Annotated in this window: 16 protein-coding genes and 2 pseudogenes; 6 read left to right on the forward strand and 12 right to left on the reverse strand. The window is 44.9% G+C overall.

The genetic code is table 11. The features are described from left to right. Window positions 1-131 precede the first annotated feature (131 nt). The 3 genes and pseudogenes from A8140_RS06840 to A8140_RS06855 all read left to right on the forward strand — a co-directional run. Window positions 132-1,394, forward strand: coding sequence for a DUF945 family protein (locus A8140_RS06840; RefSeq protein ID WP_032999924.1), 1,263 nt, complete (start codon window positions 132-134; stop codon window positions 1,392-1,394). A gap of 131 nt (window positions 1,395-1,525) precedes the next feature. Further along, window positions 1,526-2,620, forward strand: a complete 1,095-nt coding sequence (gene serC, locus A8140_RS06845; RefSeq protein WP_005529176.1) for a 3-phosphoserine/phosphohydroxythreonine transaminase — start codon at window positions 1,526-1,528, stop codon at window positions 2,618-2,620. Window positions 2,621-2,857: 237 nt separating this feature from the next. Further along, window positions 2,858-3,457: pseudogene (locus tag A8140_RS06855) on the forward strand (extracellular solute-binding protein); the annotation flags it as partial. A gap of 382 nt (window positions 3,458-3,839) precedes the next feature. Here A8140_RS06855 and A8140_RS06860 read toward each other — a convergent pair. The 3 genes and pseudogenes from A8140_RS06860 to A8140_RS06870 all read right to left on the reverse strand — a co-directional run bounded on the left by A8140_RS06860 (window position 3,840) and on the right by A8140_RS06870 (window position 6,417). After that, window positions 3,840-4,853: a helix-turn-helix domain-containing protein gene (locus A8140_RS06860; protein ID WP_005529172.1), complete on the reverse strand. Its 1,014-nt coding sequence runs from the start codon at window positions 4,851-4,853 to the stop codon at window positions 3,840-3,842. 572 nt (window positions 4,854-5,425) lie between these two features. Beyond that, window positions 5,426-6,081: pseudogene (locus A8140_RS06865) on the reverse strand (helix-turn-helix domain-containing protein). Between the two features lie 81 nt (window positions 6,082-6,162). Further along, complete coding sequence (locus A8140_RS06870; protein ID WP_005529168.1) at window positions 6,163-6,417, reverse strand: hypothetical protein; 255 nt, start codon at window positions 6,415-6,417, stop codon at window positions 6,163-6,165. 133 nt (window positions 6,418-6,550) lie between these two features. Between A8140_RS06870 and A8140_RS06875 the strand changes: the two genes are divergently transcribed. Next, entirely contained in the window at window positions 6,551-7,882 is a 1,332-nt protein-coding gene (locus tag A8140_RS06875) for a D-serine ammonia-lyase (RefSeq protein ID WP_005529166.1), read from the forward strand. Between the two features lie 86 nt (window positions 7,883-7,968). Here A8140_RS06875 and cydC read toward each other — a convergent pair whose 3' ends face one another. The 6 genes from cydC to A8140_RS06905 form a co-directional block, all read right to left on the reverse strand. After that, window positions 7,969-9,690: a heme ABC transporter ATP-binding protein/permease CydC gene (gene cydC, locus A8140_RS06880; RefSeq protein ID WP_038863301.1), complete on the reverse strand. Its 1,722-nt coding sequence runs from the start codon at window positions 9,688-9,690 to the stop codon at window positions 7,969-7,971. Next, window positions 9,683-11,470, reverse strand: a complete 1,788-nt coding sequence (cydD, locus tag A8140_RS06885; protein ID WP_005533451.1) for a heme ABC transporter permease/ATP-binding protein CydD — start codon at window positions 11,468-11,470, stop codon at window positions 9,683-9,685. Before cydD ends, cydC begins: the two co-directional genes overlap by 8 nt. A 103-nt stretch (window positions 11,471-11,573) precedes the next feature. Continuing rightward, a complete protein-coding gene (gene trxB / locus A8140_RS06890) occupies window positions 11,574-12,533 on the reverse strand; it encodes a thioredoxin-disulfide reductase (RefSeq protein ID WP_005533453.1) in 960 nt (319 codons plus the stop codon). A 281-nt stretch (window positions 12,534-12,814) separates the two neighbouring features. Next, a complete protein-coding gene (locus A8140_RS06895; protein ID WP_005533456.1) occupies window positions 12,815-14,053 on the reverse strand; it encodes a cysteine desulfurase-like protein in 1,239 nt (412 codons plus the stop codon). After that, on the reverse strand, window positions 14,031-14,669 hold the full coding sequence (locus A8140_RS06900; protein WP_005533457.1) for a 2OG-Fe dioxygenase family protein: 639 nt from the start codon (window positions 14,667-14,669) through the stop codon (window positions 14,031-14,033). Before A8140_RS06900 ends, A8140_RS06895 begins: the two co-directional genes overlap by 23 nt. A gap of 307 nt (window positions 14,670-14,976) precedes the next feature. Continuing rightward, entirely contained in the window at window positions 14,977-15,813 is an 837-nt protein-coding gene (locus tag A8140_RS06905; protein ID WP_005533459.1) for a DUF2797 domain-containing protein, read from the reverse strand. 338 nt (window positions 15,814-16,151) lie between these two features. Here A8140_RS06905 and A8140_RS06910 point away from each other — a divergent pair, with 338 nt between their 5' ends. Then, window positions 16,152-17,498 carry a GGDEF domain-containing protein gene (locus A8140_RS06910; protein WP_005533461.1) on the forward strand — a complete coding sequence of 449 codons (1,347 nt, stop codon included), beginning with the start codon at window positions 16,152-16,154 and terminating at the stop codon, window positions 17,496-17,498. Between the two features lie 177 nt (window positions 17,499-17,675). Here the strand turns inward: A8140_RS06910 and A8140_RS06915 are convergent, their stop codons facing one another. The 3 genes from A8140_RS06915 to A8140_RS06925 all read right to left on the reverse strand — a co-directional run bounded on the left by A8140_RS06915 (window position 17,676) and on the right by A8140_RS06925 (window position 21,880). Then, window positions 17,676-19,046, reverse strand: a complete 1,371-nt coding sequence (locus A8140_RS06915) for an SLC13 family permease (protein ID WP_005533463.1) — start codon at window positions 19,044-19,046, stop codon at window positions 17,676-17,678. A 246-nt stretch (window positions 19,047-19,292) separates the two neighbouring features. Further along, entirely contained in the window at window positions 19,293-20,027 is a 735-nt protein-coding gene (locus tag A8140_RS06920) for a SanA/YdcF family protein (protein ID WP_005533464.1), read from the reverse strand. A gap of 164 nt (window positions 20,028-20,191) precedes the next feature. Continuing rightward, window positions 20,192-21,880, reverse strand: coding sequence for an NAD-dependent malic enzyme (locus tag A8140_RS06925; RefSeq protein ID WP_005533465.1), 1,689 nt, complete (start codon window positions 21,878-21,880; stop codon window positions 20,192-20,194). Window positions 21,881-22,116: 236 nt separating this feature from the next. Between A8140_RS06925 and A8140_RS06930 the strand changes: the two genes are divergently transcribed. Next, complete coding sequence (locus A8140_RS06930; RefSeq protein WP_005533466.1) at window positions 22,117-24,471, forward strand: helicase-related protein; 2,355 nt, start codon at window positions 22,117-22,119, stop codon at window positions 24,469-24,471. The last annotated feature ends 116 nt before the right edge of the window (window positions 24,472-24,587 follow it).

Here is a 24,587-nt window from a genome sequence, read left to right on the forward strand (position 1 = left end):
AGAATGGTTGGGAGCTGGGTATTGTTCTCGATTAATGAACTAAAATACCCATCAATAGTCTGATATATCTCAATGTTTTATCCGCTTTGGGTTTGGGTTAGACTGAGCACAAATACTCAATAAGTGACGTTATGGAAAATCTAAAAAAAATGGGTGCCATCGGTGGCGCTATTTCTCTTGCGCTATGTTGGCCGCTAGCGGTTGGTCAGATTGGTCAATCTATTATTGAAGACGGCATTGCCAATATGAACGATGAGATGGTGAAAGGCGAGGTTGTTGAATATGACCGCGGTTACTTATCTTCCGTTGTTTTGACGCGTTACACCGTGGTTGATCCAGAAATCAAAGCGCAGCTTGAACGTGATGGTTTGCCAACAGCATTTGATGTGACCAGTGACGTAACTCATGGTTTAACAAGCCTAAGTGCAGATTCTAGATTGGTAGACGCGGATTTCTTGCCGTTGACAATGCACAGCCAAACTCAGCTTAACGGTAATACCGATTTCACGCTTGATTTAGCGAGCTGGAACTACCAAAACGACGCTCAAGGCATGCACCTTTCATCAAGTCCTGCTCAGGTTAAAGGTAACGTGACAGTCCTTGGTGATTTGAACTACCAAGTGTCGATTCCTTCGGTACAGATTGATTTTGAAAACGGCGAAGAAATTCACCTTGCTGAATTGACTGGCGAGGGTAAAGGCAAACAAGCGAAAGGTTACTGGTTAGGTGAGCAAGCTTTCTCACTGCAAAAGCTGGATATAGTTGATGCACAACTGGCGCCTTTGCTCCTGATTGAAAATGCTAGCTACAGCGGCAATACCTCTCTCAACGAAGCGGGTGATAAGCTGAGTTCGAAACTGGTGTTGGATGCAAAGCAAATGCGTCTAACGGATGGAACAGATGTTGATAACTTCAAGCTGGACTTTGCTATTGGCGACGTAGATAGCAAATCGTTTGATGAGATCATGTCGATTTACCAAAGCTCGCCAATGCTTGATGAGCAAGAAATCCAAAAACTGTTGCCACATATTGATGCGCTCTTCAGCAAAGGCTTTAGTCTTTCTGTGAACGAACTGTCTTTGGCGTTTGGTGAAGGTAAGTTCCGTAACGAATGGCAACTGTCTGTTCCTCAAGGCACGGACAACATCACTCAAGACCCAATGAAGTTGATGACAGCAACGAGTGGTTCACTTAACACCTACTTCTCGGATGAGCTGGTGGATCTCTACCCATTCATTCAAGAAAGTGTTGATGAGTTGATGGTGATGGAGCTTATCGAGAAAAAAAACGACGGTTATGAACTAAAAGCGCAAATTTCGGATGGGAAATTGAAGTTCGAAAATGGACAAGAGTTTCCTTTAATCACACTGCTTATGCCAGCGTTGATGCAATAGAGAAGTTTACAAAGTAAGTTTTTAGCTTTTTCAGTTTAAAAAGAGGTCGTAAGACCTCTTTTCTTGTTTTTATCGCTGCAAAAACGTGATATTAATTTCGTCATACTTACTTAGCAGGAGCAATGAGCATCATGGAACAAAATACGGACAACGTATTTAACTTCAGTGCAGGACCTGCAGGTCTGCCAAAAGCAGTCATGCAGCAAGCACAAAAGGAGCTAATCAACTGGCAAGGTCTTGGTACTTCAGTGATGGAGATCAGTCACCGAAGTAAAGAGTTCATTAAGGTTGCAGAAGAAGCAGAGCAAGACCTTCGTGATCTTCTGAATATCCCAGACAATTACAAAGTACTGTTTTGCCAAGGTGGTGCTCGTGCTCAATTTGCCGCTGTTCCACTTAACTTGCTAGGTGATGCGGAAACTGCGACTTACATTAATGGTGGTTACTGGGCAGAAAGTGCCGTAGCAGAAGCGAAAAAGTACTGTGAACCTGACGTGTTTAATGCAAAAACAGTCATCGATGGAAAGGCTGCTGTGCTACCAGCAACAGAGTGGAGGATCTCGCCTGATGCGGCTTACGTTCACTTCTGTCCTAACGAAACCATTGATGGTGTTGAGATTAACGACCTACCAGTAACGGACAAACCAATCGTTGCTGATATGTCTTCAACCATTCTTTCTCGCGAAATTGACATTTCAAAGTACGGTGTGATTTACGCTGGCGCACAGAAGAACATTGGTCCTTCTGGCATCGCGATTGCCATCGTACGTGATGATCTGCTTGGTTTGGCGAAGCAAGTGCTACCGAGCATTTTGGATTACAAAGTGCTGGCAGAAAAAGAGTCGATGTTCAACACACCGCCAACGTTTGCTTGGTACTTGTCTGGTCTGGTATTCAAATGGCTGAAAGAACAGGGCGGTGTGAAAGCGATTGAGCAAGTAAACCGTGAGAAAGCGGCGCTGCTTTACGATTACATCGATCAGTCAGATTTCTACCGCAATGGTGTTTATTCAGCTAACCGCTCTCTAATGAATGTTCCATTCCAGCTTGCGAAGCCAGAGCTTGACGCCATATTCCTAGAGCTTGCTGATGCGAAAGGCCTTAAAGCGCTAAAAGGTCACCGAGCAGTAGGAGGGATGCGTGCGTCAATCTACAACGCGATGCCTCTTGAGGGGGTTCAAGCGCTTGTCGATTTCATGCGTGAGTTTGAGCAACAGTACGCTTAAACATTTGCTGTGATATAATCCAAAAAGGCGTCGCAAAAGCGGCGCTTTTTGCTTTCTGCAGCACAGTGAAATCGTCAATGGAAGCATTCGCACATTTCCATGGCGCTTGTTTGAATCGGCACTTGTGGTTCGCTGTGTTTGTTTTGATGTCAGTCATTTTCGAGGGTTCTTGTGAGATATCTGAGCTGTTTCCTTCTCTTGTTTCTTCCTTCTTTAATTTCCGCGCAGGAGATCCAAGTGTGGGGTGGTATTGAGTGCTCCACGGTTGCTGAAATCAATGAGCGATTTCAGGAAGAGACGGGCAATACACTCGTCATCCGAGAATTTGATGTTAATAATATCCGCTCTGAGTTGCTGCTCGCTAAACAAACCGGGATTACAGTACCTGATGTAATTTGGGTGCCTTCAGACTTTCTTGGTTTACACGATTACTTTGACCTCGCCAAGATTCCACCGAGTTGGATAGAGGAAAAGAGTATTGAACCTAAAGCTCTTGAATTCGTAACGGTAGATGGTGCCATCTACGGTGTGCCACTCGGTTTGGGAAATCACCTTGTTTTGTACGTGAATACAAAACTGACGGATGACATACAGCCGACATGGGAAACGTTATTGGAAAAAGCGAAGCAGGGAGAAAACGCCCTAGCAATGCAATATCCCAACATGTACTTTCTTATGTCATTCGTTCCTATGTTCTCTGATCACAGACCTGAACCACTTACAGATATCGATGTCTCTGCGTTAGCTGCGGCACTCAAATTCTATGGCGCGTTGCCTGAAAAAGGGGGGGTGCACGATGAAGTATTTCAAGAGCAAGCACGCGCGCAGTTCATTCAAATCGGAGGCACTCTACCTACCGATATCAACGAGTGAATGGAAACATGGGATAGCACCCAAGAAATAGATAAAAGCATGTTTGCTAAGTTGGTTTTGCAGAGTCAATGTGAAAACGCTGAGGAATGAGATTGAACTAAAGTGACGGCGAAGTAGTCAACAATAAGCATATTATTGAAATCTAATCTGTTATTTGCCTACAAAATGAGACTTGAGAAAACTAGAATATAAACACATTAATTTCGTGCCTTTTGGTCAAGCAGATGCAAGACCTATTGACTATCCACGAAATAATGAAAAGACCAACGAGGCATAGGAAAGAGGAAGGTGCAATGTTGGCCTTTAATCGCAGTGGATACTCAATGATGAAATTGGTGAAGCTTACTTAGCAGATGCAGCCGGGACGTTCTGTAAAGGCTTCGCAGTTTTGGTGGGAATAAACACCACAGCAAGTAAGCAGATAGAGAAATTCTGGCTGAGTAAACAATTCACTTGTCTCTATGTACATGATGGCTCGAGTATAGCGCTTAGAACCAACCTTAATCGCTCCTACAGGGTTTTCGCCTTCATAGGCTGCTACGCTGAAGCCCATTTTTAGCATGACATCTACCGAGCTTTTGAGTGTCACACTCGCATAGTAATGATGGATCTGAGCGTTTTGAGCTAAAAAAGTGAACTCAGTATGCCATTGCTTACGAAAAACATGCTCGTTTTTGGAGTGTTTACTGATGGCGTAATAAGAATACACCCCTTTGCCTTTTATCCCCTTGGTCAGCCTAAGGTCGATTGAATCGATAGATAAGCGTTTCTTTTTAACTCTCTCAATCTCATTCTCAAATGTTGATTCAGTAAAGAACATGCCAATGTTATGGCCTACTAGTTCCTTGTTAGAGAGGTATTTGTAAGTGATTGCTCTCCCGTCTCGCTGGTATTCAACTAGATCGATGGAAGTGAGATTATGTTTGACGTTAAGCCACTTCAACTGATTGTGGAAGTTGTTGAGACTATGGATGAAGTCTTGATCATTACTTTGGCTGAGCTCCTCCTCGTTAATATGGCTATGCTCAATAGGAAATGGCGTGTTGTAGTCAATTCCTGAAAGAATAGATATCGCATCCTGATATCGCTGCTTTAACGACAATTCAAATTGCTCCACGTCATCTTTTAACGATGAGTCCACCCCCAAACTGCACAAATAAGGCAGCAAGTTATTTTCAAATGCCCTAAGCACCCTTACTCTTCGACTAAGGCTTGGTTGAGTGATGCCTCTCTCCCAGCGACTGAAAGTGACACAATCTATGTTGGCTAAATCACCACCTAATAGGTTTAACCTTATCGATGCTTGCTCCTGAGTTAACCCTAATGTGGTTCTTATTGATTTTAGATAACTCCCGAACACTTTACTTTCCCCCTTTGGTTTAAAACATGTCCATAGCTAAATTTGTTATATTTGGTATAATTTATGTTAATGATATTTTCCTACCAAATATGTCAAATACTTGAAATAGTATTCCATTTACACATAGCTCTTAAAAATTGATATGGTGTATGGTAGGCTGGTAATTCATTAATATTTATGTCGTATTTGTTCGTAAATATTACGCAAATCGTATTATGTTTGTTGTTAAATTGAGAAGGCATTGTACTTATTGATAGAATAGAAGATGCCTAGTTAAGGACATATTTGTCCTAAATAACAATAAAAATGCCTTGAACTTACTCCCTTTATTAGATTTTAATCTCATAGGTTAATGAAATATATACGTCTACCCATACGGTAAATTATTTTTTGAACTTATCTTAAAAGTGATAAATGTTCGGCAGAGAGAGCATATTTTATATGGGTGTATTAGATATTTATTCCAGGATCTATTCGCTTAGAACTAATTAGATTATAAGAACTAATTTTTAATGGTAATTAATACGATTTCATAGTGCTTGTTATATTAGAAGGATGACTTATATCGGTTTTTAGCCATTGATCATATTAGCTAGATGTTGATGAAGAAGAGAAACAGTCGATGGTTGAGCTAATAAAACTGTGGTATCTACTTTCAGTAAGCATTTACGATATGCTGTTTTTATAATTTTAACTGACCCTATTTTATCGGGAGAATCGTAAGCGATTTTTTCTGCCCTAAGGCTTACCAAGTAATCAGTTTCTTTTCTTCATGCATTGTTAAGAAGTCTAGATCGATCATTCTAGGATAGTGGGAATCTGCATTCAGGAAAAAGTTTTTTAACCGAGTAAGGTGAGCATCAACCTCGTCTTCAAATAAGGTTTCTTCGGTAATCTCAATCTCTTCGCTGGGCTTCAACTCTTCATAGTCTGACATCATCAATAACGAACGCTGGGAGCGAAAGCGTGTATAAAGAATATCATCTAGAAATGTCTCATCTTCAGGGGAGGGGATGGACAGTAAGAAGGGCTTTAGATCCAGTGTTAATTCACGCAATACTTTGATGGCTTTAATCGTATTGGGTGTGGTGGTGTTTCTCTCCCAGCGACTAACTGACACTGAGTCAACGGATACGAATTCGGGGTTAGAAAGGTTGAGCTTTGTGGCTAGCTCCCTTTGGGGTGATCCTTGTTGCAGTCTCAATTGTTTTGGATAGTCTCCAAATATACATGTGCCTTATTGTTATTATTGAAAGGAGGCTGGCATTACTTTGGCCTCCTAAATTAGGTTAGTTGGTTATTGAGAATATCATTTCTTCAATAGTAGCAATAACTCAGGGCGAGTCATCCAAATTGCACTATCAAGCTTGAGGAGGCAGCGCATGTACTTTTCTGTCCCAATTTTGACGATGCCATACTCACTAGGCTCATCAAAAGCGACTTTCTCTGCCCCAATCCCAATCGTATAGTCGGCCGTGAGCTTATCAACGGCATATCCAGTTTGATGGTCAATCCAAAAGGTTGTCTCGTCAGAGCAAAAGTAGGTTAACGCGCAGATTGCCATCTTTTTCGTTTCAGCATGGGGCTTGGTTTTCCTTATCGGTACTTTGATATAAGGTGAGTTTTGATCGTTTGTCAGTTAAAGCATAGATTTGCTTTAATAGTGCTCATAGACAGTAATTTGCAGCTAGGAAAAGATGACAACCCATAACATATGTGCGCTCATAACCGAGTTCCCGTTAGTTAAACGGCTGATCGATTTAGAAGAGGTGGTTTGGTTCAACCCAAATATCACCACACTTGAAGAAGGTCTACCGTACGTTGGCTTAGGTGCTGCCAACATCAAAGACGCGAGTGAACGACTAAAACGCTTTGCTCCATACTTAATGAAAGCCTTCCCAGAAACGGCGGCTTCTGACGGAATTATTGAATCGAACGTTGTTGAAATCGACAAGATGAAGTCCTGCTTGGAAGCGCAATACGGCACTCAAATTCTTGGACGTTTGATGCTTAAAAAAGACAGTCATCTGCCTATCTCAGGTTCAATAAAGGCGCGTGGTGGCATCTATGAAGTGCTAACACACGCAGAGAAGTTGGCGATTGAAGCTGGGCTTCTAAATGCAAGTGATGACTACAGCAAATTGTTCAGTGAAGAGTTTCGTCAGTTCTTTCAGCAGTACAGCATTGCCGTTGGTTCGACAGGGAATCTCGGCATGTCTATCGGCATCATGAGTGCAAAACTCGGCTTCTCTGTATCGGTTCATATGTCAGCGGATGCTCGAGAGTGGAAGAAAAACAAGCTGCGTTCTCACGGCGTAAACGTGGTGGAGTACGAGCAAGACTACGGTGTTGCTGTAGAGCAGGGACGCAAAGAAGCAGAGAAAGATCCAACTTGCTTCTTTATTGATGATGAAAACTCTCAGACCTTGTTCCTAGGTTATTCCGTTGCAGGCGAACGCTTGAAGCAACAGTTTGATGATATGGGTATCATCGTTGACGCGGAGCACCCTCTGTTCGTTTACCTACCTTGTGGGGTGGGCGGTGGCCCTGGCGGTGTGGCGTTTGGCTTGAAGATGGCGTTTGGTGACAACGTTCATTGTATCTTCGCGGAGCCGACACACTCTCCGTGTATGCTGCTTGGTGTATACACAAGCTTGCATGATGGTATTGCAGTACAAGATCTTGCTATTGATAACATCACTGCAGCTGACGGTTTAGCTGTAGGTCGTGCGTCAGGTTTTGTTGGCCGAGCGATGGAGAGACTGCTTGATGGTTACTACACCATCACGGATGAGCGCATGTATCACCATTTAGGTGAGCTAAGCGAGCTAGAAGATATTCGTTTAGAACCATCAGCGTTAGCGGGCATGATTGGTGCGGTGCATGTTTCACAAGACCAAGCTTACCAAGCTCGAATGCAATTTAGTGAAGATAAGATGAAGAACGCCATTCACCTCGTTTGGGCGACGGGTGGCGGCATGGTACCGGAGGCTGAAATTTCGGCGTACCTTGCGAAATCTGGTCGATAATCGAGTTTGCTCTTGCTTTGGGAACTGCGAGAGTAAAAGAAAAGGGCTCATCAATGGATGAGCCCTTTGTGTATGTTAATTCCAGACTACAGAGATTGTAGTAGCTGGTGGTAACGACCTTTCTCAGTTAGTAGCGCTTGGTGGCTACCTTGTTCGATGATCTCGCCTTGCTCCATCAAACAGATGTTGTCCATGCTTTCTAGCTCAATCAAACGGTGGGTAATAAATACTACGGTCTTGTTCGCAAAGTGCTCTTTGAACAGTTCCATTACTGTTTGCTCGGTGCGTTTGTCCAGACCTTCGGTCGGTTCATCAAGAAGCAGGATTGGGGCATCACGCAATAGCGCTCGTGCAATGCCAATACGACGCTTTTCACCACCAGACAGTTGACGTCCACCATCACCTAACCAAGCATTTAATCCTGGCTCTTCTAAGAGATTCGCCAAGTCCACTTTGGTCAGGATATCAGCGAGCTGCTCGTCCGTGGCTTCAGGGGCTGCAAGCAATAGGTTGTCACGCAATGTGCCATTAAGAACATCAACACGTTGGCTTACTACTGTGATTGCAGCGCGCAGATCAGATTCACTCCAATCTTGCAGAGGCGCACCACCGATGCTCACTTGACCTTGGTTTACATCCCAGTAGCGACAAAGCAATTGAATAAGCGTTGATTTACCTGAACCAGTTTGGCCAACAATTGCCGTTTTTGAGCCCAGTGGCAGTGATAGCGTGAGATCTTTCAGTACTTTTTGCTGACCATCAGGGTAGGTGAAATCTACCTTGCTGAACTCAATATCTAGCGGCTTATCTTCACGTTTAGATTGTTCTGGGAAGATAACGTCTGGTTCCGCTAAGGTGATTTCGTTCAATCGACGCGCTGATGTCAGTGTTTGACCTAGGTATTGGAAAGCCCCTGCGATTGGCATCAGAATTTCAAAGCTTGCCATGGTGGCAAATGCGAACAGCGCAATCCAAGGATCTGGCGCACGACCACCAACGCCATCCGCAGCAAACCACAGCATAGCAACGAGCGTTAAACCATTCGCTAGCATCAGCAGACCAGAAGCCATACCCGTTAGGTTAGCGTTGACGAACTGGTTGGATAGCAGTTGTTTTTGCTTCTCTAGAATTACGTTACGGTAGCGCTCTTCTGCGCCAAATAAGCTCAGTTCGCTGTAACCTTGAAGCCAGTCCAGTGTCGCCACTCGTAGCTGTGCTTTATTTTGTGTCAGATGTTCGCCGTTATGTTTGCCAAGTTTGTAGAACAATACCGGCCATACCAACAGCATCACAGTCAGGATACCGCCAAGCAATAGGGCAAGATGCCAGTCAAAGAAAGCAAGCACTGCGGTTAGCGATAAGATACCGAATACGCCAACAATCACAGGGCTGATAAGACGCAAGTACACGTGATCCATTGCATCTACGTCTGCCACTAGGCGGTTCAGTAGATCCGCATCACGCATGGTAGAAACGCGACCAGGGATCAGCGGTGCAAGCTTCTTGAAGAAGAAGATGCGTAGATCCGTCAGTAGCTTGAAGGTTGCATTGTGGCTAACAACACGTTCGCCCCAGCGGCCAGCAGTACGCGCCATCGCAGCGCCACGAACACCTGCGCCAGGCAGCATATAGTTAAAGGTCTCACGAGCAATGGTCAAACCCGCTACAGCTGCCGCAGAGATAAACCAGCCGGACAGCGTTAATAGACCAACAGAAGCGGCCAGAGTCAGAAACGCTAGAAGCATCCCCAGAGACAAGCCAAACCAGTGCTTTTTGTACAGTTTTAGATAAGGGAGTAAATCACGCATCTAAGTTCCCCTTGTCTGATTCACGTTGAGCTAGGTTGGCAGCCAACATTTCTTTAAATAAACCATCTTGCGATGCCAACGTTGCGTAATCACCACGTTGGACAATTTGTCCTTGTTGCATCACCAAAATCTGAGACACATTTTGCAGTGGTGCCAATTGGTGAGTGATCATCAAGTTAGTGGTGGATTCGGTGTATTTACCGATGCCTTCCATCACAAGTTTCTCGCTGCGAGCATCCAAGCTGGCGGTTGGCTCATCGAGTAACCAAAAACGCCCGTTTTGTAGCATCGCACGCGCAAGTGCAAGACGCTGTGCCTGACCAACAGATAAACCACCGGAGCGGTCAGAAATTTGGTAATCCAAGCCATGCATTTCAACAAACTCTGCGGCGTGGGAGTCGTTGAGTACCGAATGGACTTGTTGGTCCTGAATATCTTGCTTACCTAAGGTGACATTGTCACGAATGCTGCCGTGCAGAAGCATTGGGTTTTGCCCAATCCAACTGATGGCTTCACGCCATGTTGTTAGATCCAACTCAGACAATTCACAGCCGTTAATTTTCAAGCTGCCCTTGTATGGCATAAAACCAAGGATGGTATTCACTAAGCTGGTTTTACCTGCGCCACTTGGGCCGACTAGTGCCGTGCTTTGGTTGGCATCTAGGGAGAAGGATAGGGGACCAACAAGTTGCTTACCTTCAGGGCTGAAGATAACAAGATCGTTCGCTTCGATATAAATCGCGGCGTTTTGTTCAACAGCTTTGTGACCATCTTTTACTTGGTCAACGTCTAGCTCTAGGAATTCAACGATACTTTCTGCTGCACCGACCGCTTGTTGCTTCGCATGGTAGAAAGTGCCAAGGTCGCGAAGTGGTTGGTAGAACTCAGGCGCAAGGATAAGAATAAACAAACCTGCGAAGAGGGTTACACCAGCACCGTAGTAACCAAAGTTAAGTTCACCGATGTAGCTGAAACCGAAGTAAACCGCCGTAATCGCAATTGAAATCGAAGTGAAGAACTCAAGTACCGCAGAAGATAGAAAGGCAATCTTCAATACATCCATCGTACGTGTACGGAAAACTTCAGATGCCCCTTTTAATGTCTCGGTTTCTGACTTAGTGCGGTCAAACAAACGAATAGTAGTCATCGCTTGCAAACGGTCATAGAAGTGACCGGATAAACGTTGCAGAGCTTTAAAGTTTTTACGGTTTGCATCCGCGGCTTTCATGCCGACCAATGCCATAAACATAGGAACAAGAGGTGCAGTGACAAGGAATATGAGGCCTGCCGCCCAGTTGATTGGGAAAACCACCACTAGGATGATGAAAGGCACCAAAACAGATAATGACATTTGCGGGAGGTAGCGAGAGAAGAAATCTTGCATATCCTCTACTTGCTCTAAAATCAACGTTGCCCAGCTACCTGCTGGCTTGCCTTTGATATAAGCAGGACCAAGTTGGTGGACTTTATCTAGAATCAGTTGGCGAATGTAAACGCGGATCTGTTCGCCGCAACGGTAACCGGCAATTTCGCGTCCCCAAGTACAGGCTGCGCGACCGACAACGGTGACACCCAATCCGACGAAGTGCCAAATAAGTTCACTCTTGTCGACATGCTCGATGATTGATTGGTGAAGAATGGAGGCGAGCAGGGCTGCTTGAGCCAATAAAAACACGCTTGATAGTACGCCTAGGCCTATCGCAACCATCAGCCAGCGCTTGGCCAACTTACTCTGTTGCTTAAGCCACTTATTCAAGCTGCTTTGCTTTTTCTTATCCATTGTGAAGGCTTAATGATAATTGTTTTAATGAGGCGCTAGTATACAAAAGAAAACCCAGCGGGAATACCGCTGGGCTTTAAGGATATGACACAAATGTGAAAAGTTATTTGTCAGTAAGCGCGTCTAGGAAACGTTCTGCATCCAATGCTGCCATACAACCTGTACCAGCAGAAGTAATCGCTTGGCGGTAGTTATGGTCCATTACGTCACCTGCAGCAAACACACCTTCGATGCTAGTTTGTGTTGCATTACCTTCAAGGCCTGATTGAACGATGATGTAACCATCTTTCATGTCTACTTGGCCTTCGAAGATTTGCGTGTTTGGCTGGTGGCCGATCGCGATGAATGCGCCCATTACTGCTAGATCCTCAGTCGCACCGCTGTTCACGTCTTTGATGCGAACACCTGTTACGCCCATGTCGTCGCCTAGTACTTCATCTAGTGTGCGGTCTGTGTGAAGAACGATATTGCCGCTTTCAACCTTATCCATCAGACGCTGTACAAGGATCTTCTCTGCGCGGAATGAATCACGACGGTGGATCAGATGAACTTCTGATGCAATGTTTGATAGGTAAAGCGCTTCTTCAACTGCCGTGTTACCACCGCCCACAACCGCAACTTTCTGATTGCGGTAGAAGAAACCATCACAAGTTGCACAAGCTGAAACGCCACGACCTTTAAATGCTTCTTCAGATTCAAGACCTAGGTATTTCGCTGATGCACCTGTCGAGATGATCAACGCATCACAAGTGTACTCACCAGAGTCACCTTTTAGACGGAATGGACGTTGAGACAATTCCACTTCGTTGATGTGATCGAACACGATTTCTGTTTCGAATCGTTCTGCGTGCTCTTTCATGCGTTCCATCAAACCTGGGCCAGTAAGACCTTCTGCGTCACCAGGCCAGTTTTCTACTTCAGTAGTGGTCGTTAGCTGACCACCTTGCTGCATTCCCGTTACTAGCACAGGGTTTAAGTTAGCACGCGCTGCGTATACTGCTGCGGTGTAACCTGCTGGGCCAGAACCAAGAATTAATAATTTACAGTGTTTTACGTCGCTCATTATGGCTCCATAGAGGGCTGAACATTTCTCCCGATTGTATGGAAATTTTATTTATTTTTAAAGGGGGAAGGCAATGGCTTAGTGTTTGTCCTTTAATTGCAAGGTTATCTATCAATAACTCTCCAAATTGCAGCATTAATGCCTTAGTCACGGATACCTATTACTTTCTTAGAGAAGATAAGAGTATATTTTTTAGAGGATGAGGATTTATATATAGTCGCTATCATGGCATCGGCGGAATGACAAAAAGCCGACAAGTGAGTCGGCTTTCCTTGAGTGGGCTAGAGTATAGTTTTTAGCGCATTAAATAAGTGCTCAATTTCTTCCTCGGTATTGTAATGCATCAACCCGACCCTGAGAATTCCACCTTTATCTGTAATCTTTAATGCATCTGTCAGCTTGTCTGCGTAAAGATGACCACTCCAAGTGTATATCTCATGCTCCCCTAAAAATGATGCTATTTCGACTGGGTTTCGATCACCAAATCTAAGGGCGAATGTCGCTGTCCTATTATTTACACTTGGTTCTCCAAACAATTCAATTTGTGGGAGCTCTTCCAAATGGTATAGAAATTTTTTTATGAGTACATTTTCGTAGGAACCGATATTCTCATAACCGCTAATTAATTTATCTCTAAGGTTAGCACCAGTGCCGAGTGATGCTAAGTAATCTATCGTTGAAGAGAAGGCGGAAAGTGCTTCGAAATTAAGGGTTCCAGTCTCCCAACAGTTTGGGGAGTATGATGGTGCTGGCTCAACCTTGTAAGGAGTGTAATGTTCGAGCGCAGCCTGACGACCATAAAATACACCTAGATGCGGGCCAAAGAACTTATAGGCAGAGCCTGCCACAAAGTCGGCACCGAGTGAGGTGACGTCCATAATCTTGTGAGGTAAAAGATGCACTGCATCAATGAAGACAACACTGCCGTTTGCTTTACCCAGGCGAGTTATTTCTTCAATATCTACAAGAGTTCCAGACAAGTTACTTGCCGCAGTAACAGCGACTAAGCGGGTTCTCTCGTTAAGCATTCCCGCGTATGCTTCGAGATCAAGATTACAAGTTTTGTCCAATATTGGGATATAGTGGATTTTTACACCTTTGTCTTGGGCGGCCATGACCCAAGAAGAACGGTTAGAACCGTGGTCAGCGGTGCTCAGAATAATTTCATCACCTTCTTTCCAATCTTGGCTGATTGCTCGACTAAAATGAAATGTCATTGAAGTCATGTTTGCACCGAAGACTATTTCTTCTTTTTTTTCAGCGCCGAACAAGGCTGCTGCCTTTTCACGGCAAGTGTCAACTAATTCGCCAGTTTTTCTACTTACTGAAAAGTGACCTCCAAGATTAGTATTGCCTTCCTTGAGGTAGTTAGCGTAACTCTCTATAACGCTTCGAGGCTGCTGTGCTCCGCCTGGTCCATCGAAATAAATCGGCGAAGCATCTAAACTCTCGCTTTTCAGTGCTGGGAATTCTTTACGAAGCGCCTCAATCTGCGAATTAAGCGGTGAAAACAAAGACATCTCTCACTCCTTTTTTGCCTTCAATACTAGATAAGGTTTCAGATATATGATGGAAGAAACGTTTGTCGTTCAGAATGACGAACTGGTTTTCTTCAAGAACGGTATTCATATGGGGATGTTGGTCGACTGGTGACGAGTAGATTTGAGTGTATCCCCCGGAAATATTCTCTCTTCTAACACAGAATATTCCGACGTAGTTAAAACCATCTTGATGGATCCCTTCAGGAGCAGGAGCGCTTGTTGAATCGTGATCACAAGTGACTCGAATTTGGTGGACATCTACGACAGAGTGATCGTCTATTGCACCTGTTCTTTCCATAAATGATTTAAGTAGGTGCTGAAATTCTTCAGTCTCTATCATTTCTCGAGACATTTCAGAAAAGTCCCGTTCTACGCCACCAAGAACTCGGTTGATATCAGCAGACTGTATGAATTTAGAGTGGGGAAGCCTTATAATTTCTTTGTCTTCAGACTGAAAACGAGCGTACGTACGGAACCTATGACCACTATTTATGTACTTATCTGGTGGGAGCAAGTCAAAGTACGGTGAGACACCCGTGGCAACTTCACTGGGTACTTGAAACGCCTCCAGCAAGAATTTGTTTTCAAACCTCATTCGATATCCTTATCATATGTTGTGTTAATTTATTGTTAACAGTCGATATGATATATCGTCAATGAACTAGGTTTCAACGTAATTTGCTAAAAAGGGTATAAATTTCAGTTTTTTGACTGTTTAAATGATAATTTGGAGCTTTGTTCTGATTTTTGGGATTTGTATGAAGTATATTGCTGGTTTGGTGTCTTGGTTTGGTATATATGACCAAAATGATGAAAATGTTTTGATAGTTGGCAAAAGTGAAGGATCGAGCTGTGAGTCACGCTCCTTCTTTATCAAATGATAATTGACGATAAAACCTCTGTTAACTATGGATGTATTCGCTCACTTCAACCTCATAAGAGGTGAACTTACGCACGTTGATCACGCCAGTATCAAAGATCAGGTATTGGCCTTTAATGCCTTGCAGCGTACCCGTAACAACTGGGTTTTTATCGAAGTTGTGCGAGGTGATTTTAGTCGGATGCTGCTGAACCGGATAGCTTAGAGAAGTAATGCTTTCGCTTAACACTTCAACTGCGTCATCACCATACTGCTGTTTAATCTCAGCGATTTTGTCTTCTACTAATGGCAGCAGTTCTGCAAATCGATCTTGCAGTTCAATTGGGTCGCCATCGCCTTTCAGCAGCGTTCGCCAGTTTGTCTTATCAGCAATGTGTTTCGCTAATTCGATTTCAATCAAGCCAGAGATATGACGAGTTTTCACTTTGAAGATAGGCAGACCTTGAGTCGCGCCTTGATCGATCCAACGCGTTGGAATTTGCGTGTGGCGCGTGATGCCCACTTTTAGACTCGAAGTATTCGATAGGTAAACGAAGTGGTCCACCATGCAATTCTCTTCACCCCATTGCGGCTCACGGCAGGTGCCTTGTTCGTAGTGGCAAGTTTCTGGCTTCATGATGCACATGTCGCAACTCGCCAACTTCTTCATGCAAACAAAGCAGTGGCCTTGGGAATAGCTCTTCTTGGTTTTCTTACCACAAGAACAACAATAGATATTTCCTGTGTGAGTTAGAGTGAGGGTTTTTCCAAGAAACGGACTCAAATCCACTTCTTCTTCACCCACTGGCAGCCGGTAGCTTACTGCACCATCTAGAGAAGCACGCATTTTGTTTAGCGTGCCTGTAGCAATTATTGACATGACATTACTCATTATTGTGTTTTTGACCAGTATATACCGAAGTAAAGAAGAGAGGCATAAGAAAGCGGCGCTGAAATGGAATTGAAGCGTGTTCGCTGCCTTTTTAAACACCTACCTTTGAGCAGCGTGAAATGCTTCGCAAATAAGAATTAACGCGAACATCCTTACAGACTTGAACCAAAATCACATTTAGTTTTTAAGGGAGATGTATTGAAAACGAGATTGTGAGTCAAAAATCACTCTTTAGCTTGATAAATAACTTTATTTGAATTGTTAAAAAACTTTCAGTACATTGCACCACATAAACAGTGCAGTGGTTAGTAACTAGGTCTATCATTATGAAGTGGATACATAAATTAATCTTTGCATTGTCGATATGCACCATCAGTTTGGTGGCGCTTTACAGCTTGCTTGGTGATACTCGTAAACTGCTTGTGACACCAGACTTGTTCAATATCCACGCAACAAACGATGCAGCCGCTGGTGGCCTTAGCGAGTCTGACATTACCTACCAGAATCACAGCTTAGTGTTGAACTGTGATTTGAAAGAGAGCAAATATGCATGGCCATACTGCGGAGTCTCAGTCTATACCGATGTAAAGGAAGCAACAAAAGGGCTCGATCTTTCTAGTTACCATACCGTTCGTCTTAAAGTCCGCCATGAATCGGCAGGGAAGGGAGAGAACCCTAGTAAGAACTTACGTTTGTATTTGAGAAACTTTAACTCGGCTTACTCTGATCCAAACGATGAGTACACCATTAAATACAATGGCATGCAGTTTTCTCCGTCAGATTTCAGTGAGATCATCGAAATCCCAATTGCAAACCTTCAGGTGATGACATGGTGGTTGAATGACAACGATGTCGCGATTGAACATTCCGCACCGGAGTTCTCCAATATCACCCGAATTGATATCGCAACCGGAGCGGGTGCTGCTCTTGGTAACCACAAAATTGTTATCGACAAAATCGAGTTCGAAGGGGCATACATAGAGCAGTCGACATTGTTGTTCGCTTTGTTGTTCTCATGGATGGCGCTGGGTCTAGCATTCTCACTACAAGAAATGCGTAAAAATAAAATCGCATACAACAAAGTACGGAAACGCCACCGCCATTTAGAGAAGGTGAATTCGACGCTTCGTACACAAAATTATGAATTTGCGGAACTGGCTCATCGCGATGCTTTAACTGGTGCGATGAACCGCCACGCGGTACAAAGTTGGCTAGATCAGCAAGCACGACAAGTTCGATGGGGGCATGACTCGTTCTCCATTCTTTACATGGACTTGGATAAGTTTAAACGTGTTAACGATAAATATGGCCATCAGATGGGCGATGATATCTTGCGTGAGTTCGTGATGGTGATTGCAAGCTCAATCCTACCTGAAGACCGCCTTGTTCGTTGGGGAGGGGAAGAGTTTGTGGTCTTCTGCCCGAACACGAATATCGAACAAGCCGTTAAAAAAGCGGAATTGATCAGAGAGAATGTTGAGAAGCATCTTTGGGTGCATGGTGAGCTTTTGACGTGCAGCATTGGTGTTGCTCAAATGCAGAATGAGCGTGTTTCTGAAACGATGGCGCGTGCCGATGAAGTCTTGTATTTAGCCAAACGTAACGGCCGAAATAGAATAGAGGTGAACTACGGTATGCAAAAGCAATCTGAAGCGGCAATTGAGGCTTCATAGAAAAAAAGTGGCCGACCGACCACCAAAAGGGAACTGCTGAACATGACTAGGGGTAGTAGTTAGGTATTCGGGTGATTACCAAGGACAGCAGTCGTAGTGCTGGTTTGAAAAGAGAGCGGCGTTCAAACGTTGCTCTCTTTATTTTGGTCAGGACAATGTTTTATCAAAACCGTGTGTTTACCAGAACAACCAAGCGAATAGCGTTAGTGCACCGATACATGCAACGTTCAGCACCATACCGATTCGCATCATCTCTTTCTGTTTGATATGACCCGTCGCAAATACAATCGCGTTAGGTGGCGTTGCTACTGGCAACATAAACGCACATGATGCAGCTACAGCAATCAGTGCTGACAGAATGACTGGCGATAGACCAAGTGCTTCTGCAATGGTGGCAAATACTGGTACCAATAGCGCCGCACTTGCTGTGTTACTTGCAAACTCTGTTAAGAAAACGACGAATACGACAATGGCTAAGATAGTCAGTAATACGCCTGCTTGCTCTAGGAAACCAGCTAGACCGTTAGCTAAGAATACGCTTGTGCCTGTTGCTTTAAGGACGTTACTTAGACAAATACCGCCGCCGAATAGGATCAAAACACCCCAGTCAGTCGTCTTCTCAATGTCTTTCCACTCTACAGCGCGAGAAGCACCAAGCAAAAGAATCGCACCAATCGCCACCAAAGTATCGAACTTCGCGAAGCCGCCCAGCATGGCGTTAATTGGTTTGCTGAAAATCCAGAATGTTACTGTTAATAGGAAAATCGCCAGCGTGATCTTCTTACCGTTTGTCCACTCAACAGGTTTGTGGTCAAGTTCGAATTGATGACTTAAATCCGGCTTGGTCATCACGTAAAGCACTAAGATTGCGATAGGCATAAGAATCAATGAAATCGGCAAGCCAAGTTCCATCCATTCAGTGAAGCTCAGACCAACTTCTGCCGCTGCGATTGCGTTTGGTGGGCTACCAACCAGTGTTGCGATACCACCAATCGATGCACTGTAAGCGATACCAAGTAGCACGAATAGGTAAGTGCTGTGACTCTTCTTCGCATCTAGTTTGCTCATTACACCAAGAACCAAAGGCAGCATCATCGCTGTTGTTGCGGTGTTAGAGATCCACATTGATAGGCCAGCGCTCACACCAAACAACATGAAGACCGCGACAGACATTTTACCGCGCGCAATCAGCAATACCTTGTCGGCAATCGCTTGATCGAGTTTTTGCTTGTGAAGCGCGGCGGCGAGTGCGAAACCACCCAAGAACAAGAAAATGATCGAGTTGGAGAAGTTGTTCAATGCGGCTTGGGTATTGAATACGCCTAAGAACACCGCGAGTAACGGGATTAATAGGGCCGTGATGCTTACGTGAATGGCTTCCGTCAACCAAAGTACGGCAACGAAAATCAAAATACATAAGCCGGTTACGACTTGAGGCTCAAAGGGTAAGGTGTTGAACAGAATAGCGAACAGCAGGACATTAGACGTCAATATCATGCTGTTGCGTGTGAAGAACCAGTTCTTCAATGTCACAGCGAGTGCGGTCATGGTTGTGCTCCTTTTGCATTGCCTTAGTGTTGGTTTTTTATGGCAAAGTAACTGACTTGTAGTTATTTATTAATTTAAATGTTACTGCGAATGCGAAAGGGTGTTTTGTCTGAATCGGCGGCGGAATAAGAAAGTGTGAGGTTGAGAATTGGAAATGGGTAGAAATCTACCCATTTACTTTTAATGAATTGTTATGGCGGTGTTGTATTGAACAAGGATGTTGAAAGAAGCGACACTTGGCTCGACTCACTGAACCGGGATATTGCGTTCGTTGTCGATGGCTTCCTGCTTTTCTTCCACCGCAACGATTGGCTCTTGAGGGCCAAGGAAGCGCGGTTGCGTATTCATGATGTACAAGTCCAAAAATGCTTTCACGCGGGCCATCAGTTCACGTGTTCTCATATTGAGTTTCTGCTTACTCGCTGTTGGGCCCGCTACGGCCAAGCACTGTGCATCGATATTATAAGCATCAGCAATAAACAGAGCGCGCTCACAATGGAATCGTTGCGTGACAATCAAGAAACGCTCGGAGGCGAAAATCTTTTTAGCGCGCACGATGGAATCTAAAGTACGAAATCCTGCATAGTCGAGATGAATCACTTCTTCTGGCACACCCGCTCTGAGTAAATCGCGCTTCATCGTCCAAGGTTCATTGTAAGAGCGATGTGCGTTGTCTCCACTCAACAAAAACTGCTTCACTTTTCCTTGTTTGTACAGCTCGATAGCGGCGTTGATTCTGTGGGTGTAATAAGTATTGAGGATTTTCCCAATGTACTTACTGGTGCCAAGTACGACTGCTACTTCGTGCTCTGGTACTTGTTCGTAGTCGGTAAAGATTTCTTCTTGCGCTTGCAGCACGACCCAACGGTCAATGGCGATAACGGTGACCAAGAGACCGAGTAAAGAGATCGACAAAACCAAAGCCAGACGCTTCCATGAGAACTTGAGCTTCCAGTTTGACTTTATGCGAGAAAACAGCAAAACGTTCGATGTCCTTATTTCAATGTGTATCCCTCATCATATCTGATAGAAATGAAAAGAGAGAAGCCCATTTATGCCAAAATATGGTTAGGATGAGAAAAAAGAATAAAAAACAAAAGCCCCCGCGATGCGAGGGCTAAATATTATACAAAGCGTAGCAAAATTTAGAATGCTGTGCGTTTGTAACGACGGTAAACCGGCTGCCAGAATGCTTGGTCAATGGCATCGTTTAGCGCTTCATCGGTGATTTCTAGCGCAACACCTTGTTCAATCGCTTTCTTCGCTACAGCGAATGCAATCTTCTTCGATACCAGATGAATTTCCTCTAGTGGCGGAAGTAGGGCACCGTTGCCGTTGATAGCCAATGGCGAACATGTTGCCAATGCACGGCTTGATTCCATCAACATTTCGTCCGTTACGCGCTTGGCATTCACTGCAAGTACACCTAGGCCGATACCAGGGAAGATGTAGCTGTTGTTACATTGTGCGATTGGGTAAGAGCGACCTTCATGAACCACTGGCTCAAATGGGCTACCAGTTGCTACTAGTGCCTCACCGTTTGTCCAACGAATGATGTCGTTTGGTGTTGCTTCTACGCGGCTCGTTGGGTTCGATAATGGGAACACGATCGGACGCTTGCAGTGTTTGTGCATCTCTTTGATCACTTCTTCGCTGAAGAGGCCTGGAGCACCCGATACACCGATCAGTATAGTAGGCTTAGCGTTGTGCATCACATCAAGAAGTGAGAAGCCATTTCCTTCATTTTCCCACTTCTTCGTATTATCGAACTTCTGAACTAGGCGCTGTTGGAAATCAAGAAGGTTAGGCATGCCTTCTTGCAGTAGACCCCAACGGTCAACCATGTAAACTTGTGAACGTGCTTTCTCATCAGAAATCCCTTCCGACACCATTTGTGCGATGATCGCTTCTGCGATACCACAACCTGCTGAGCCAGCACCCAAGAAAGTAATACGTTGATCAGATAGCTTAGTACCGGCCGCTTTACATGCTGCAAGTAGAGAGCCTACGGTTACCGCCGCTGTACCTTGAATGTCATCGTTGAAACAACAGATGCGGTCTTTGTAGCGCTCTAGAAGTGGCATTGCGTTTTTCTGTGCAAAGTCTTCGAACTGGATCAGGGCATCTGGCCAACGGCGTTGTACTGCTTGGATAAACTCTTCAACAAACGCATCGTAATCTGGACCAGTGATACGTGGATGACGCCAGCCCATGTACATAGGATCTGCTAGACGTTGCGGGTTGTTAGTGCCCACATCCAGTACGATTGGTAGTGTGTAAGCTGGGCTGATACCGCCACATGCTGTGTAAAGAGAAAGCTTACCGATTGGAATACCCATGCCGCCGATACCTTGGTCACCCAAGCCCAAGATACGTTCGCCATCCGTTACCACGATAACTTTAACGTTGTGGTTTGCTGCATTGTTTAGCAGGTCATCGATACGGTCACGGTTCGGGTACGAGATAAACAGACCACGGCCACGACGGTAGATGTTTGAGAAGTTCTCACACGCTGCACCAACGGTTGGTGTGTAGATGATAGGCATCATCTCAGAAATGTGGTTTTGAACTAGGCGGTAGTATAGCGTTTCGTTCGTGTCTTGGATGTTGCGTAGGTAAATGTGCTTGTCCATGTCACTTTCAAAGCTTTTGTACTGTTGGTACGCACGCTCTACTTGTTCTTGGATGGTTTCAGTCGTCTCTGGTAGAAGACCTTCCAAGTTGAATGAACTACGTTCTTCTCCGGAGAACGCACTGCCCTTGTTCAAAAGAGGGGTCGCTAAAAGAGCCGGACCCGCATATGGGATATAGAGTGGGCGCTTGTCGTTGTTCATTGGGTGCCTTAAATGTAGGGTTGAAGGATGCGTGCAAAATTCTAACGGGTTCACTATTTAGTTGTAAACATTCGTTGATGTACATCAACGTAATGTCGCAAAAAAATCCAATTACCGACGAAAATATCGTCACTAAAACGACAATACTGTCATTAATTAGTCAGAAGCGATTCCTAAAGCAGGAATTTCTCACTCAGGTATAATGCCTCGCAATCCACTATCACGTTCTATTTTTTATGTCTCAATTACCTATCGATAGCTTACAAGCTGAATTTGACCAACTCGTGAATCACCACCATTTAGTGGTAGAAGCCGAAACCGGTTCTGGTAAATCCACACGCTTGCCGCTTTGGGCGGCCAATCACGGCCGAGTATTGGTGATTGAGCCACGTCGAATTGCTTGCACATCGTTAGCCGAGTTTCTTGCCGAGCAATCCGGCCAACCACTTGGTAAGCAGATTGGTTACGCGATTAAGCTTCATGCACACTACGATGAAAACACCAATGTCGTGTTCGTGACACCCGGTGTTGCACTACGTTGGTTCGCGGAAGACAAACTGGCTAGCTTCGATATCGTGATGGTGGACGAATTTCATGAACGCCGCTGGGACATTGATCTCCTTACGGCGATTTTAAAGCAAGAAAAACAGCACCGTTTGATTGTCACGTCAGCGACCTTAGAGGGTGAAAAACTGGCGAACTATTTGGATGCCAAACGGCTGCGCTCGGAAGGTCGTTGTTTTCCTGTTACCGTTACCCATCGTTCACTGGATAGCCGTTACTTGCCGAACAAAAAGGGTTGCGAGAACGATGTTGTTCGCACGGTGAAAGAAGCTTTGGAAGACGAAGAGGGCGATATTCTCGTTTTCTTACCGGGTCGTAAAGAGATCACTCAATGTTCACAGATGCTGCAAAACCTTGATGATGTGCTGGTGGTGAAGTTACACGCGTCAGTCAGTGATGAAGAACGACACTGTGCATTGACAGTACAAAAGCAACGCAAAGTGGTGTTGGCAACCAACGTCGCGGAAACCTCTCTGACCATTCCAAACATCCGCGTCGTGATCGACAGTGGCTTGGAACGTAGAACCGTACAACGAAATGGGCGAACAGCACTGACGTTAACCAACATTTCTAAAGCCAGCGCAGCGCAGCGAATGGGGCGGGCAGGTCGTGTTGCTGAAGGGGCGTGTATTCGCTTGTTTGGTGAGCATGCGCCATTAGAGTTAGTGACTCCGCCTGAATTGCACCGCGAAGAACTCGTAGAACCAATGCTCGCTGCGGCTTGTTGTGGATACAGACTTTCCGAACTTTCCTTCCTCGATTCTGTACCTGAAAAGTCACTCAACTCAGCACGCCAAACCCTGCAAGGGATGGAAGCGATAGACGAGCAAGGTGAAATCACCGAACACGGTAAAAAAGTTTACCCTTTACCAATTGATGCCTTGTTTGCGGATTTAGTGACTCGTATCCAGACCAAAACAGAAAAAGAAGCAATGATCGACTTAGCAGCAGCGCTTTCTGTACCCGCTCAATTGTATCAATTGCAAGGTGGGGAATCGGCGGAAGCATTAGCACAAGAAGAACCATTTGGCTGCGATGCCTCGTTGATGATTCGTTTGGTGCGAGGGGAGCAGCTTCCTGGCGTTAATGTTGATGCGAGCGTGCTTGATGAATCGCAAGGTTTAGCAAAACAAATGCGAGAAGTGTTTGAATTGCCGGATCTTGGAGTCGCATCGCGATACAAACGTGATGAGTTGACCAAAGCCATTGTCACGTTACATCCAGAACTTGTATTTGTGCGCCGAGAACGACGTCGTGACGCGCTAGGCAATGGCTTGATGGAAATGATGGTCGGGCGCAATAGCCGTTTTCCTGAAAAAAGCGAAGCAGCATTGGTGCTAGATAGTCACAGCGTGCCCGGACGAGGCGTAAAGCAGACTTTTAACCTTGCCTCTGTAATGCTGCCCGTTTCACTTAAGTTGTTGCGTGAATTAGAACTTGGCGAGTGGCAGCAAGGCGAAACCAATTATGAGGAAGAAGCGCCGCGCGCGACCATGCATTTGAGCTATGCTGGGCGAACCATTTGCACGGAATTCCAAGCGCTTGAAGGTGGTGTCGCAGTTCAGTCCATCGTGGAGATGATGGAAGCCGAAACGCTACTGCCGGGTTTTGCCCCGTTAAGAAAACAGCAAATACAACATTGGAAGATTTATAACGCGCTTGGATTAAATCAAGAGCCTATCGATAAAGACACGCTTGATGGTTTGTCGTTTTCAACTTGGCTCGTGGAACAGTTAGAAACGCTTGGCGTGGAAAGCATGGAAGACATTGAACTGTTTGAAGCGGACGATATCCCATTCGAAGGCATTCCTGATTGGGAGTATCAGGACTTTGCAGAGCAATTTCCGCTTAAACTGCTGTTGGCTGAATTAAAACTCGACGTGGAGTACTTCGTGTCTCGCAAGTTGGTTCATGTTATTTATTCCGATGGCAATCGAAAGGGGGACCCTAAACGCTGGGAGCTACCTCGTTGGTCTGGTTGGAAAGTGCAGTACAAAAAAGCCAGTCGTGTGCTGGATGTGAAATAAGGAAATTCATACCCCGGAACGATAATTGCTTTAGCCCGTTTCCCTTGCAGTTTATGACCTAATTTTTAGGTGATAAGGAATGAATTTGCCGCTCCTCTTGAGCGGCGTGAAGGAAA

Source organism: Vibrio campbellii CAIM 519 = NBRC 15631 = ATCC 25920 (assembly GCF_002163755.1).
Classification (GTDB): Bacteria; Pseudomonadota; Gammaproteobacteria; order Enterobacterales; family Vibrionaceae; genus Vibrio; species Vibrio campbellii.

Bases quoted from the DNA above. Each gene is read 5' to 3' on its own strand.
- A8140_RS06840 (WP_032999924.1), top strand. From the start codon at position 132: ATGGAAAATCTAAAAAAAATGGGTGCCATCGGTGGCGCTATTTCTCTT.
- serC (WP_005529176.1), top strand. From the start codon at position 1,526: ATGGAACAAAATACGGACAACGTATTTAACTTCAGTGCAGGACCTGCA.
- A8140_RS06870 (WP_005529168.1), bottom strand. From the start codon at position 6,417: ATGGCAATCTGCGCGTTAACCTACTTTTGCTCTGACGAGACAACCTTT.
- A8140_RS06875 (WP_005529166.1), top strand. From the start codon at position 6,551: ATGACAACCCATAACATATGTGCGCTCATAACCGAGTTCCCGTTAGTT.
- cydC (WP_038863301.1), bottom strand. From the start codon at position 9,690: ATGCGTGATTTACTCCCTTATCTAAAACTGTACAAAAAGCACTGGTTT.
- cydD (WP_005533451.1), bottom strand. From the start codon at position 11,470: ATGGATAAGAAAAAGCAAAGCAGCTTGAATAAGTGGCTTAAGCAACAG.
- trxB (WP_005533453.1), bottom strand. From the start codon at position 12,533: ATGAGCGACGTAAAACACTGTAAATTATTAATTCTTGGTTCTGGCCCA.
- A8140_RS06895 (WP_005533456.1), bottom strand. From the start codon at position 14,053: ATGTCTTTGTTTTCACCGCTTAATTCGCAGATTGAGGCGCTTCGTAAA.
- A8140_RS06900 (WP_005533457.1), bottom strand. From the start codon at position 14,669: ATGAGGTTTGAAAACAAATTCTTGCTGGAGGCGTTTCAAGTACCCAGT.
- A8140_RS06905 (WP_005533459.1), bottom strand. From the start codon at position 15,813: ATGTCAATAATTGCTACAGGCACGCTAAACAAAATGCGTGCTTCTCTA.
- A8140_RS06910 (WP_005533461.1), top strand. From the start codon at position 16,152: ATGAAGTGGATACATAAATTAATCTTTGCATTGTCGATATGCACCATC.
- A8140_RS06915 (WP_005533463.1), bottom strand. From the start codon at position 19,046: ATGACCGCACTCGCTGTGACATTGAAGAACTGGTTCTTCACACGCAAC.
- A8140_RS06925 (WP_005533465.1), bottom strand. From the start codon at position 21,880: ATGAACAACGACAAGCGCCCACTCTATATCCCATATGCGGGTCCGGCT.
- A8140_RS06930 (WP_005533466.1), top strand. From the start codon at position 22,117: ATGTCTCAATTACCTATCGATAGCTTACAAGCTGAATTTGACCAACTC.